The organism is Anaerostipes hominis (ex Lee et al. 2021) (assembly GCF_002270485.1).
Taxonomy (GTDB): Bacteria; Bacillota; Clostridia; order Lachnospirales; family Lachnospiraceae; genus Anaerostipes; species Anaerostipes hominis.
Genome location: NZ_NQOG01000007.1, coordinates 96965 through 110636, shown reverse-complemented (window position 1 = coordinate 110636; position 13672 = coordinate 96965). Strand labels below are relative to the sequence as shown.

Annotated in this window: 11 protein-coding genes; 2 read left to right on the top strand and 9 right to left on the bottom strand. The window is 38.5% G+C overall.

Features of this window, described 5'->3' with window-relative positions; all coding sequences use genetic code 11:
* Positions 1 to 21: 21 nt before the first annotated feature.
* Positions 22 to 3348 carry a hypothetical protein gene (locus CI597_RS08830; RefSeq protein ID WP_024727414.1) on the bottom strand — a complete coding sequence of 1109 codons (3327 nt, stop codon included), beginning with the start codon at positions 3346 to 3348 and terminating at the stop codon, positions 22 to 24.
* A 129-nt stretch (positions 3349 to 3477) separates the two neighbouring features.
* Here CI597_RS08830 and CI597_RS08825 point away from each other — a divergent pair, with 129 nt between their 5' ends.
* Positions 3478 to 3804, top strand: coding sequence for a DUF2196 domain-containing protein (locus CI597_RS08825; RefSeq protein WP_024727413.1), 327 nt, complete (start codon positions 3478 to 3480; stop codon positions 3802 to 3804).
* 99 nt (positions 3805 to 3903) lie between these two features.
* Complete coding sequence (locus CI597_RS08820) at positions 3904 to 4932, top strand: hypothetical protein (RefSeq protein WP_024727412.1); 1029 nt, start codon at positions 3904 to 3906, stop codon at positions 4930 to 4932.
* 77 nt (positions 4933 to 5009) lie between these two features.
* On the opposite strand, the gene CI597_RS08815 is transcribed toward CI597_RS08820, so the two are convergent.
* The 8 genes from CI597_RS08815 to CI597_RS08780 all read right to left on the bottom strand — a co-directional run bounded on the left by CI597_RS08815 (position 5010) and on the right by CI597_RS08780 (position 13663).
* Entirely contained in the window at positions 5010 to 5474 is a 465-nt protein-coding gene (locus tag CI597_RS08815; protein ID WP_024727411.1) for a hypothetical protein, read from the bottom strand.
* Positions 5461 to 6444 carry a hypothetical protein gene (locus tag CI597_RS08810; RefSeq protein ID WP_024727410.1) on the bottom strand — a complete coding sequence of 328 codons (984 nt, stop codon included), beginning with the start codon at positions 6442 to 6444 and terminating at the stop codon, positions 5461 to 5463. Before CI597_RS08810 ends, CI597_RS08815 begins: the two co-directional genes overlap by 14 nt.
* A gap of 72 nt (positions 6445 to 6516) precedes the next feature.
* Complete coding sequence (locus CI597_RS08805; RefSeq protein ID WP_024727409.1) at positions 6517 to 7923, bottom strand: CAP domain-containing protein; 1407 nt, start codon at positions 7921 to 7923, stop codon at positions 6517 to 6519.
* Positions 7924 to 7988: 65 nt separating this feature from the next.
* The gene (locus CI597_RS08800) at positions 7989 to 8720 is read right to left on the bottom strand and encodes a hypothetical protein (protein ID WP_024727408.1); all 732 of its coding nucleotides are present in this window, start codon (positions 8718 to 8720) and stop codon (positions 7989 to 7991) included.
* A gap of 57 nt (positions 8721 to 8777) precedes the next feature.
* On the bottom strand, positions 8778 to 10469 hold the full coding sequence (locus CI597_RS08795) for a single-stranded-DNA-specific exonuclease RecJ (protein WP_024727407.1): 1692 nt from the start codon (positions 10467 to 10469) through the stop codon (positions 8778 to 8780).
* Positions 10470 to 10589: 120 nt separating this feature from the next.
* On the bottom strand, positions 10590 to 11231 hold the full coding sequence (locus CI597_RS08790) for a hypothetical protein (protein WP_024727406.1): 642 nt from the start codon (positions 11229 to 11231) through the stop codon (positions 10590 to 10592).
* Between the two features lie 95 nt (positions 11232 to 11326).
* On the bottom strand, positions 11327 to 13144 hold the full coding sequence (locus CI597_RS08785; protein WP_024727405.1) for a DUF2813 domain-containing protein: 1818 nt from the start codon (positions 13142 to 13144) through the stop codon (positions 11327 to 11329).
* A 114-nt stretch (positions 13145 to 13258) separates the two neighbouring features.
* The gene (locus tag CI597_RS08780) at positions 13259 to 13663 is read right to left on the bottom strand and encodes a hypothetical protein (RefSeq protein ID WP_024727404.1); all 405 of its coding nucleotides are present in this window, start codon (positions 13661 to 13663) and stop codon (positions 13259 to 13261) included.
* Positions 13664 to 13672: the final 9 nt, after the last annotated feature.

Sequence of the window (13672 nt, the reverse complement as noted above, 5' to 3'; positions counted from 1 at the left end):
GTTTCCCAAGCGGCTCATTCTTTATGATGGATCTATCTGATGAACTTCATCTTCCTGCTTTTTTCTTCGCATCCAGTATGCGCATAAGAAGCCGGCACTACAAAGACCGATCGCTAAAAGAACGAAAGGAGTATTATTTACTGGCTTTTTCTTGGCCGCTTTCTCAGGGACATCTTCAATTTCCTGAACCTTTTGCTTCTTGTTGTTATCAACGACCATATCTTTTTTCTTTGCTAAAAGCCTGACATTATAAATATCACTCTGTTTAGAGACTTTCAGCCCATCTCCAAATTCAGCTTTCAGAGAGGCACTGCTTAAAAATGCTCTCTTAACCTTGCTTTCATTCTTGATGGCTACAGTCACACCCTTATCCATCTTAATGCCTCCCGGCGCTTTTTCTTGAACAAAATGGATTTCTCGAATATACTTCTTCATCGATTTATTTGGAATATAACTGCCTTGTGCTTTTATCGTTTTCGACATCTGATTATCGAAGACGAAGACAAGACTTGATGCCTTTTTAATCCCTCGAAAGCTTGGAAGCAGGATCTTTTCTACCGAAACTTTTTCAGGGATCAGGATTGATGCATCAAGTTTCTTTGCACTACAGTTTCCCATAGTTGCAACATTTGAAAGAGTGATGATGGTCTTATCTCCATAATATAGCCCATCTTTCTTAAGCTTCATGATCGGAACGGTGATCGCATAGTAGTATACTTTAGATTCCAAAGATTTTTCGTCATGAATCTTCTGTTTATAACGGCCATAAACCGCATCAAAGTCTGCTTTTGCAAGGATCTTTTGAGTTTTTGGTTGTTTCTGCGTCCTTCCTGTGATCTTAATACCTTCTGCATAAGATTCACTTCCAAGGCCCTCCTGAGTTTTAATCTGGATTTCTTTCAGATCCTCGTTAATTCTTTTCAGTGAGACCACTGCCCCCTTTTGGTAGGTGCCAATTTCCTTTAAAGAACCATCCTTTGTGCGGCATGTGACACGAAGTGATCCATCATAATCAGACCATGTTCCGAGGTTCAAAGTTTCTGCAAGAAACTTCTCATCCAAAGAGATTCGAATACCTATTTGTGAAAATCCCGAAGGATTATCATCTTTATGAAAAGCCATACGGTATACCTGTTTCGTCTCGCCAGATACTAAGGTGCCTTTTTCTTGAGAAAACGAAAAAGTCCCTTTCATGTCGTAAAATCGAATTTCGGAATCTGCATATTCTTCCATGTAGGTCTTTTTTCCATCATACACTCTGGATCTTACACTTGCCTTGACTACCTTCGTATCTTGTTCAGCCTGTCGCAAGTTAATCTTCGGCTGTACTGCAAATCCTCTGGATGGATTTGTGACAGTGATCCGGATTCCCGTTGTGCTGTTTACTTTGCCTTCATCATAAGGTCTCCATACCCCGCCATCCATATATTCATAGGCTGTACCGTCAGACTCGCCGCCGCTCTCTCCTTTTTCGAACGATTTGATAATGACTGGAGCACTGAAATTCATTGTTGACTGCATACCGTCCACATGTGCTGTACTTAAATTTTCAAAGCCTTTCATTTTAAGAACAAAGTCCTCACCCCTTAGAATCCGGTTTGGCATGGAAATCGTTGTACCCGAAATTTTAGCACTTGATACTCTGACACCAGCATTCAAGGTATTCGATGACCGATAATAAGCATTCCCATCATTCCCCTCTTTTGTTGTATAAGCTCTTGTTGATGCCCGAAGGGTTGCTCTCTCTCCATCTTTCATGGAATCATATGAGGGGGTTAAGATGATAGATCCCTTTTTTGATGTCTTTAAGGACTTTATATGATAAAATTCTATGATGATTTCCTCGACCTGCTCTCCCGGTGACAAGAACTTTTTAAAATTCAGAGTTCCTCCACTTTTTACATTCTCATAAGAATGCGTCCTTTGGTTGGTCCTAATCATCGCATTGATATTTTTGGCCCCTTCTACATCCGGAAGCAACATGGATGAAACATCTCCATTTTTGACAGATACTCTTGCCTGGAATACAGGGATGAAAGGTCCATGATACGTGATACCATCGATATCCATATGTGTATTATCATAACGATGTGTATACTCTGGAGCCGATATCTCCAAGGCGGCAGCTTCAGGAGCAAATATCTGGAAAGAATCTGCTTTTTCCTCCTTTTTTTCTTCAATCCCATCTTTCTTTACAGATACAGTTGCCTTTGCTGACACTTCATGCGATTCTTTCTTCCCTTCATAAATAGCCTGTCCCAGAACCTCTATCTTGCCCACTGAAAAAGCGTTGCTTTGGTGCTCTCTGTAAAATCCTGCGTTTTTAATTTTCCCATGATATGTAAGGATCAACTCTACAGCCTTTGATGGAATTTTTACTTCCAGAGGCTTCGCAGCATCGCTCTCTTTCTCTAACACCATCTGCTCATGCTCGTTTTCTATAAGACATGAGATCTTTAACTTTACCTCATCCCCGGCTTTTGCTGCTGGAATCTTTATACTCCTCGCCTTCATGACTTTTGGGATAGAGATTTTCATAGTAATAGAGTCAGCATCCGTATTCCCAAGATACTTCATTGCTCCTATCAATGTAACATCACAGCCGTTTCCAATATTGGATTTTGAAAAATTCAAGCTGTTCGTAGCCGATGTATCTAATTTTATATATTCATGGGTGATAACCTGATGCTCTCCTTTGATAAAAATGCTGTTGCAAGTATCTTCATCCCAAATGGGATTCCCTTCCTCATCTGTTGCGATTTTGTCCGGTTTCAAAGTCTGATAATAAATATACCCCGGAATCGAAACCTTTCCCATAAATCCGTCGTGATTTCTTCCCTTATAGGCCTCTCCTCCTTTCCCAGTTTCCTGATAAGATGCCCACGGATCATTATCTTCTGCCAAAATCTCCTTCTTCGTATCCGCATCAACGAACCGAAGCTTGACGCTTCCTTCATTACTTTCATAATAATGTGTAATGATCTGTGTTTTCCCGTTCAGAAATGTGCTGTTGCAAGAGTCTTCATCCCAAATTGGATTTTTTTCAGAATCTTCTGCCAATTCCTCAGGCTTTATAGTCTTTACAAAATCATATCCGTCAATAGAGATATGGCTAAGATCTCCATCCCCGTTGGGTCCCTTGTATGCCGCTCCGCCAACACCTGTTTCTTCATATTCTTTTGAAAGGACCTTATTTGTTCCTTCCTCCAGGTATCGGACGATGACCACCCCATTTGTGTCTTCTCCTTCTCCCTCCTCTGCTGCAACTAGACACCCTCCCGCAAGACATGACTGGAGTGTAAGGGAAAGCGCAAGCAAAAATGTCATGATGCGTTTCATTCTTTTCATAAAACTCTCCTTTCTAAATATTCCTTCATACTTAGTATGCAGAAAGTCTATTAAAAACATAGATGTCGCATAAAGGCTTGCCAAGTAGGACTTTTCTGACTATGATAAAGAAGGTGAAAGGAGAAATTTATGGAAAAAGATCACTTCAAAGACCGGACAGCAGATTGCAGGAGAAGGAGCATGATCCATCCTGGAGATTGTGTCTTTATCTGCACAAAGAATCGACAAAGAGATGCGAAAGATATTCAGGATTTAAACCTCATAAAGGTATCAAGAAACCTTACAAGACAGGAGGATCATCCAAGAGGACAAAAAGTCCAGGGGACCGACGTTGTAACTGGACAGAAGCTTGTTGGAAGGGTCGTATATCTGACAACAGATGGAAGTTACATTCGGACTGCTCACGGAGATTTAACAATCCAAGAATGGCGTAACTATCATCATAAAAAGAAATAAGCTGACCTATGAATTTGCCAGCACAACAAACGTGTGAAAATACAAGAACCTTAAGATAAAATTTGTCATATAAATAACTTAATTCATAAGGAGATTTTTATGGAGAAAACTATCATTTGTCCTGCATGCAGGTCACAGATCACTGCTGAAAGATACCCACATAAATCAAGTACATTTTATTTATGTCCCGTTTGTGGTCGATTCGAGCTTTTCGATCTCAATGAAATATTACATAAATCAGGAAATCAACTTGCTCCATATTTACTTTATCATCGTTTTTCGATCGATACTACGCCACAAGAATATCGATATCATACACCTTTAGAAAAAGAAACTTGCGATGAGTACAAAAAAGATTTTAACTCAGGAAACAATACCAATGGATGGCCAGTACATATGGATGCAGAGCTGATTAACGCATGGTATCCTAAAACTTTTTCAGAAAAAATTGATTTAATTCTTTTACATATCTATGAATCAACTGCTCACATGGGACAGTTTGTTACTTTTAAGATGCAGGAATTATTCGGGATGTTATTTATAGATCGTAAAGAACGAATAGGGCAAAACTGGGAGTGGAGAGACGAAGCAGATTACGAAGATGAAGCGAATTATATGTTGGATTATCTTCGTGATATTTCTTTTATTGAATATTGGGAGGGAATAAATGAAGATAATTATACAGGAATACGAATACGTTTAACTCCAAAGGGTTATGAAAGAGTGGATGAACTTCAGAAAAACACATCAAATGGACGAAATGTTTTAGTTGCAATGAAGTTCGGCGAAGAAACAAAGATTTTACGCGAAGCAATTCGGCAGGGAATTACAAATGCCGGATATTTTGCTGTTTTTATTGATGAAGTTCAGCATAATGATTTTATTACCCCGGAGCTATTAAAATATATTAGAGATAGTAAGTTTGTTGTCGTTGATCTGACGCATCAAAATAATGGCGCTTATTTTGAAGAAGGTTATGCAATGGGCATCGGAAAACCAGTCATCCAACTTTGTAAAAAAGACACATATCTGCATTTTGATATTGCTCAAAAAAATACGATCATCTGGGACACGGAGACATCAATCCCTCTTATGCTTAAAAATCGCATTAATGCAACAATAGATTAAGAAACTATGATAATTGATAAAACCCCCTATTAAGTAGGCAAGGTAATTGCTTCTGCTTATAGGGGATTTTTATAGGGCTACGATTTCTTTGAAATGGAAATAATCTGCATGGCGGCACTCCCTTCCAGATACTTATATCGAAAGGAAACCTTCGTACCTACTTTGTACTTCTCTACTATTTTTTTAACCTTGCCCCTGATCACGAATGTTTGATATGCTCCTTCTGACATCTCAATCTTCACTTCGTCCTCTGAAATAGAGCCTATGGTCCCAATACCATTTAACGGACTTTGGGAAGCATCTTCTTTGGTAGCGATATAGGCTGTGGTTGGCTCTTCTGTCTGCTGTATGGCAGTATCGTTTGTAATAGAAGTTTCCTCTATAACATTTCTTGTGGATTTCACCCCATTATCAGCATTCTCTTTTCCTGCAGACACTTCTATGTCAGAATCTAACGTATGTTCTTCTTTTGTTTTTGTACATCCGGAAGCGAGTACTACAAGTATGAACGACAAAATCAGGACCTTGCTATAATTTCTCACCTGAATCCCCCTTTATTTTTTCAATGGTATCCTTTTGCATGTTATAATAAAAAACTTCATTCCATGTTCTAAGAGCTGTTGTTCCTTGTTCCGTTGGATAAGCGCCACGCTCTGCTTCATAAACCATCTCCAGCATTTCTATAGTTTCATAAAGAAGCTCCTTCTCTGTTGAAAAAGCAACACAAGACTGGTCATGAATACTAAAATAGACTTCTCCAATTTCTGCTTCTTTACATATTTTTTTCAAAATACCCTGACCTGGATCTAGGATTGCGCCGGCAATCTCAAAACTTGAAAGTCGAAAACATTTTGTATCCTGATTCAAAACAGTCGAAATTGGATGAAGCTGTAAAGCGACACGCACCCCCTCCTCCACTTTAAAGTTCAATAGATTCTGTGTCAGCTCAAACTCGCTGGCCATTACTTTTGTTAAAAGACTAGCACTTCCGCTTTTATCATATGGCATGGATATAAAATAGATAGCATATCCACTATCCAGCTTCCGGTAAAACAAGTCGTTCCTTGGCTTTTCATTTACGATATACTGGGAAACCTCTACAACATATCGAAAAGAAAAATTTGTTGGCTCCTCACAGATTTTTTGTCGTATTTGTGAAAAATGTTCTTTTATATCTTTTTGTTCCGGATTTTTGACTCCCAGCCTGTCCACAAGGATATTTTTTAGGATCCCTTCCAGTATAGATGGAATAGATTCACCACTTTTTATAATGTTTTGGCTAACGTCCGGATCCAGCTTGATTGTAGCGAATTCTCCGCTTTTTCTATCATGAATCGTGATTCCTGCAAAAAGAGCCCCCTCTTTGACCGCTTCAAAATGAAAAGGAATATTTCTTTTCATTAATTCTTCGGCAACCTTTTGACAAACTCCTATTTGCTCTCTGGTAAGATGCAATCCTTTGCATTTGGGGCGATCTTCTTGATTTAAAACGCCCCCGATTGTTATTTCCATAAAATCTCCTTTCATTACTCTTGTCGTCTATAAGCTTTTCATAAATAGTATGAAGAAAACATTTTCCACTCTTTACAGAAATACTTCACATATATAATAATATCCGCCTTTTTTAACAACTGCGATTCCGACGCCGGATGCATGCTTTGACATCCTTGTCTTTCTGGATCCACTGACTGCCTGAAATCTTGCATTAATTCCATCGACATCCCGATTGGTTGTCTTCCAGATGTTCATCCCTGAAGTCTCATAGCGAATGCCATACTTTTTCAACATGGCATTGAGACTTCCGTAAAGATAGCTGTCATAATCCACATAATCATAAAGCGCCATATCTGCTGCTCTGCATTTTGCAATTTTATATGCATTTGCTGTTTTTGATAAAGCTTTTATACCTTCGCTTTGGCGTTCTGCATTTAGGGCAGTTAAAAGTTTGGTTTCCATGGAAGTTTGGTATGAAACCTTCGCACCCATTCGAGCTGCTTCCTCATCCAGCCTGTTTTTTACAGAGCTTTTATCCGGAGCGTTTAAACTACTGCTGCCCGATACCTTTGTCTTGCTGATCTCATTAGGCCCCACTTTTTTTGTAGAGAGCAGATTCCCCCTAGAGTCATATTTTTTTGTAATTGTCGTTTTATAAGTTATTCTATAATTTCCTTTTATTTTTGTCTCTGTATAACTTTCTGTTTGTGTATAACTTCCGTCACTGTTTTTCTTTTTGGCACCAGATCCATTGGTCTGCGTAACGGAAGGGTTTGATCCCTTCTTTTGTGCAGCAGGGACGTTACTTTGAGAGGATGTTTTCTTCTTACTTAACCCTCCATTAACAATGTTGGAATCTTTTTTTGAAGATTCCTTCGGTTTTTTAGTATCCGCCCAGTAATAAGAACCATCCTTTTTGGTTTTTCGCTTCTTATAGCCAATGATAACTCCGTGCTCATTATAAACAGCATAAACATTGTTTGAGATATGGACATAATTATCAGGGATTTTGTCTCCTTTTATTTTATCTTCCAAAGGTTTTCCTTTTTTATCACATGTAATAAAAGCATAAGTATCATCTTCATTTCTAATATATTTCATATAAGAGGTACTGCCGTCTTCATTCATTACTTTATATAAATTCTTGATACCTTTGACCGGCATATAGTTATCTGGGATATCTGGATTGACATCCTGCCAGACCCAAGAACCATCTTTTTGTTTCATTCGCTGCCGATATTTTTTAATATTTCCTTTTTCATCAACGACCATATACGTCTCATCTTTTCCAGGAATGGGGATATAGTTTTCTGGTATCTCCGGATCCAAAACATACTCAGAATCTGCTTGAATCGTCCCGCTGGCATTGTACCAGTTATCTTCCTGTTCTTCAGCGTTCGAAGCCTGCGGCCGGTCTACCGGAGTCTTTGCCTTGACCGTCCAGCTTAGGATAAATGCAAGAAACAGACAGCAAAATAGGGTTCTTATTTTCTTCATAAACAATCACACCTTTCATTTCTTCTTCATTAATAGTATGAAAAAAGAGCCTAAAAGGCCCTTTTTTAATAATGAATAGGCGGTTCACCCGAAATCACGGGTGGATTCCCTGTATCCTTTTTCCTATTTAAGATTCTATTCAGAGCATCGCTGGAAATCTCCTTCTGCCTTAAATACATATTGTTTTTGAAAATCAAAACATAATCACAAACATCATTTACCAGGTTACTGAAATCTGCCAAGTCAAGGGAGAATCGAAATTCCTCCAAATCTGTAACTGTGGCGGCATCAATGATTTTTTTGCCATTTTGATCCTTTGTAAGATTTGCATAGCCATTCCGAATCAATATTTCATAAAAAGCACTGCCCGATCTTGGGTTGCATAGAATCATAATGTCATGAATCCTATGGACCCCGCCTTCTTCTTTGGATCGGTAACGGAAATTTGTAATATCACCAAAAGTTCCGTCTGCATTTTTCTTATGAGTCTTTGGATAAACTTCATAGGGATTGTATTCACCTTCACCGTACAATGGATTCATTTGGAACGCCAACGAATTCTGACAGCACTCCTTAAAATATCCGATGTTATTCCCTTTGATGTTTGAATAAAAGATCTTTGTTCTTTCCTCCTTTTTAATAATCCCAGTAATATCAATTCTTGAGGAAGAATCATGATAAGAAAGCGGTGCTTCTTTCATCGAAGTTCTCAATTTATCATCCAAAGCCAGTGTTTGTTTCCCTTCTGATTTTGGCAATGAAATCACTTTTTTGTAAATCTGTGATGGGTACTGCATTCCATCCTCCTTATTTTCAGATAAGCAGAAAGAAAGAAGTTTGTCGTAAGTCTGCCATTAAAAGTTCATAAGTTCCCTTGATAGTGCTTTTGAAAGAGAGGATCTTTCCTTTTTTTTATGTACTGCTTCAAAATCTTCCAACTCAAACCGGCCTCCATTTTCAGACGGTAAAAGCTGCCCATATGCATGAAGGACCCTGGGGCATCCTGCTTCCTGAAATTGATGAAACTTTCTAAATCCAATCATAGAGATATTTTTTCCATTACACTTTAAATGAGGGTCGTTTGAATCTCCAAAAGCTTCATAAAATTTTCCCCCGACTGGAGTCAGTGTAAAATCCTTGATCAAGAATGTAACCGCAGGATTTCCCTGCCCAAATGGCTCGAATTTTTTTAACTCTTCTAAAACAGCATCTATGTCATCTTCCGAAGTCAACTCAAGATCATAAACATAGACCTCATCTTCATCCAGATCTTTACCTTCCAGATAACGAGCACTCATCTCCTTAAATTGATTAAGACATGCCTCATCCGCGATCTTGATTCCACCGGCAGCCTTATGGCCACCATAACTGAGCAGTGATTCCTGGCAATGATCCATAAGATCCTTTAAGTCGATCGATCCATAACTCCTTCCACTTCCTTTGAATTCTCCCGTTTCGTTTTTTGTAAGGACAAAAGCCGGAGTTTTCCATTCCTCTGCCAGCCTTCCTGCAATGATACCAAGAACGCCTTCATGAAGATCGTCCATCTGAATGATCATAGGTCTTTCATAAAAAATACAGTTGTCTGTAATATATTCCTGGATCCGTTTCATTGTTTCTTGAACAAGCTCTTTTCTTTCCTGATTTATCTCTTTAAGCTCCTTCGCTTTTTCAACGAGGGAAGGAAAATCTTCCTTGCTCATAAAATATTCAAGAACCTTTCTTGCTCCGTCATCTAGCAAGCGGCCAGACGCATTGATCACTGGCCCGATCATGAATCCAATGTCCTTTGCGGTTAAAGTTTTACAATACATCTCACGCATCAGGACGCTAAGTGCCATTGGACACTTACGAAAGTCATTTAAAATTGATAGCCCCTCTATAACAATCTTTCGATTATCTTTAACAAGATCCATGACATCAGCCACTGTCGCAATAGCCGCATAGCTTAAAATGTACTCAAGTGGTTTCGATTGAATCCCCATATGCTGGGCCAGTTTATAGACGAGGCCGGCTGCACAGTATCCATTAAAATCTCCTCCTAGTCCATCTGCATTCGGATCAACAATGATATCTGCAGGTGGGTTGAGTATTGTTCCATCTTCTTTTCTGCGGTTTAAATGATGGTCAATGATTCCGACCAATAGGCCTTTCTTTTTTGCTTTCTCAATCGCTTCACAAGCAGCTATCCCATTATCCACAGTTAAGAGGATCCCTTCCTCTATTTCATCAATAATGGATTCATTAAGACCGTACCCTTCACTAAAACGCCTTGGAAGCCTAATAGTAATATCCGCGGCTCCAAGTTCTTTCAAGAGAAGATATAGTTCATATGTAGAGCAAACTCCATCCGCATCATAATCACCGATGATGGTAAACGGTCTTCCATCTGTAATTCCTTTCATGATAAATTGAGCCATATCATCTAAATTTTGAATAAAATAATAGGGCTTTACGTTGAGAAACGCATTAATAGAATCATCTTCTGGATGATTTGCCAATATGACATCTTCAATACAGTTTAAACCTCTTGATTTCCATTGCATTTATAAACTCCTTTCTGGAGAATCTTAAATTTCTCTCCAAAGCTTCTTTCAATAGTTCTATACTTAGTATGAAGATAAACCATAATACAAAAAACGCATCCTTTCGGATGCGCCAATGATTTAAATCTCTTCAATCTTCGCCAGATCGTTGCATACGATCCTAGTAATCTTCCGTTTACTGGGAGTCATAAATGTCTGTATTTCGGCCTGGACACATACACTGTCTCCTTCTTCAATCTCATCAAGCCAATTTTTCTTTTCTTTGTAAAAGACGATGCCCGGAGCCTGGAATCTAATCTTTCCTGTCTCTTCGTCTGGTTCTTCTTCAATGCGGATCCTCAAAAGGTCATATCCATCCTCTTTTCTGCCAAGGTATGTAACCTTTCCAGAAAGGATCAATCGGTTTTCATCTGGTTCAAAAACCGCTTCTGACCTGGAATGAAGACCCAGCCTTTTCAATCTACTTTCTGGCCTTCGAATATCCGTAGCAATCAGTTTCTGAAAATGGAACCCTTCTTCCCCTTCACGACGTGGAGCGGCAATATATCCAGTCTTCACATATCCATGGATTCGAACATATTCACTTACCCGAAATCCATCAACGATGTTTCTATCGTTGCTGAAAAATACCAGAAAATTTACAAAACTTCCACGGTTGACGGCGAGCACGATCAACGCATCCTTTTCTCGTTTTCTAAGCTGCACGATTCTCCCTGCAAATACACCATAGTTTTGATTAATGACTTCCTCTTTTAATACCATAAATTTTTCCTCCTGTTTGTCCTTTCATTTATAGTATGAAAAAAGAGATGTCATTTTTTCAAAAGAAAAGGACAGGAAGCCCCATCCTTTTTCATTTACATGGAAATGACATTTAACTTTTGTTTATTTTCCAGATAATCCTGAATTTCCTGGAATGGCAGCTGCGCAACAAAAATATGTTCATATTCATCTGCAACCTCTTTCCTCTGTAGTAACCGTATTAAGGATTCAAAATTAGCCTTATCCATATGATTGAAATTGTCTATAATTAAAAATTTTGTATTGGTCAGCTGGTTAATCATATCGAGAATAAGGAAGACTAAGTGGATCTGTTCTCCTTCAGAAGCTTTTCTTACGGGGATCGAATTCCCATATTTATCTTCACAATAAAATTCCAGCCCTTTCTTACAATGGAGTTGAAGGGTAAATGGAAAATTCAGCTGTCTGGCGCGATCCTGACAATGAGAAACAAAAACGGACAATGCCGACATAAGGATTTTTTCTTTGATACCACCTGCCTCTTTTGGTGACAAAAAGTTAATGGCATCTGTATAGATATCAATATCTGCCTGAAGACTGTCAGCTTTTTGTTTCTCCTTTTTCGCATATTTATAATCTTCCAAGTTTTTCTTTTCGTTTTCTAGAATTTTCTTCTTTGAAAAATCTTCATTTTTTGTTTCTTCTTCTGGCGGCTTTGCTGGTTTTATTGGAACTTGTGGGAGGTTGGATTTTAAGAGGGTGATTTTGGAACAAATATTTAACTTCTTTTGATACGCGGCTTCTCCTTTTGTGAAATCATTCAGTTTCTTCTCCTCTGCTTCCATTCTGATTTTATTTGTTGAAATGGAATCACGGACTAAATTAAGTTCTTCTTTATTTCGTTGTTTTAGTTCCTGCAGTTCTCCCTTGATCTCATTTTTATCCGTCTTGCAGACTAGTTTTTCCGACAATGGACAACAATTCGAGGATAGATTATCAAGTGTTGTTTCATACATTTCGATATTTTGAAGCAGTGTAGTTTCCATACGGGTCAAATTTGCAGCCTGCTTTTTCAGATTTTTAATTTCCTTTTCTATTTTTTCCCTTTGCGCTGGATTCGGCCTTACCACTTCCATAGCATCATATAACTCTTCTTGGACTTTAATTTCTGCAAGGATTTTATTTCTTGCCGCAAGCGCTTGCTGGTAAGAGGCATGTGCTTCTTTTACTGCATCCTTAGATGCTTCTACTTTTAAAATTTCATTCAGATCTTTCTGTATTTCCGCTTCCGTGCGCCCCGGTGTTATTCCGTGAAAGACCGCTTTTGCCTGATGTTCTTTTAATTTTCGATTTAAAATCGTGCGCTCTGTCTTGATCGTATCATGTACCTCTGTGATCTTATCAATACTAAAATTACCTTCTGGAAAGTACCTCCTCATGAGTTCAACTGTTTTGGGGTTAATCTTTCCGGCATGTTTTTCAATGCTTTCAAAAGACAGATTCATGTTAAGCTGAGATAAGATGTATTCTGCCAGGCCCTCACTATCTGGAAGGGCATTGGCGATGTCCCCAGCAGTCATAAGCTTCAATGATGCACTATCATATCCTTCCTGTGTAAGGAATTCTGTGATGGATTTTGCCGTTGTTGCCTTCCCGTTCATTCTGCATTTTGTGATCATGGCTCCTTTAGCATTGGGAGTCGCCTCTCTTGAAATGATGATACCATTTGTGAATTCGATTACTACACGACATGAGGCAACATGCATGTTAATAAAATGATCTCCATGCTCTCCTGTAAGGGCATAGCGTATGGCCCTCAGAGTACTGCTTTTTCCTGTCCCATTTTCTCCAAGTAAAAGATTGATCTTTTGAGGATAAAGGATACTCTTCGTGATTCCTTCAAATCCATAGATCTCAATTGTTTTCATTTCCATAAGTATCTCCTTTCGTCTATTAACAGTTTCCTAATGATAGTATGAAAAAACAAAAGGGTACAAAAAGCACCTCTGCTGCCCATTTGCGACAGGAGGTGCTAAAGTATCTGTTTCTCAGTTTTTATTAAGAGTTTTGCGTACCTTATCAATATAATGATACGCCTCCTCTTCTTTTTTCTTCCCCTTTTTAATTTCCCTATTATAATTAAGACCATCAAGATAGCAATTTTCTAATTTAATCGAAGTTTGACATCCAATACGGTCCTTTAAGGAAATCTCCCCATGATTTTTTGATCGTCTAGCTTTTATTCGCTTAATACTTTTTATGTTTTTCCTAATTAATTCTTTTTGACTTTCTTGTTTTTTCTTTATCCGGGCCTCCGGATGCCGCCTTCGTTTTTTTCTTCTTTTTTCTTTTAAGTTTCTCATGCCTTTCATAAGTAAAAATGCAATATAGATTCCACAAAAGATGCCGAGCAATATTGTGAAAAATTGTATGATAAAGTTGTATATCTCCATAATCTTCTC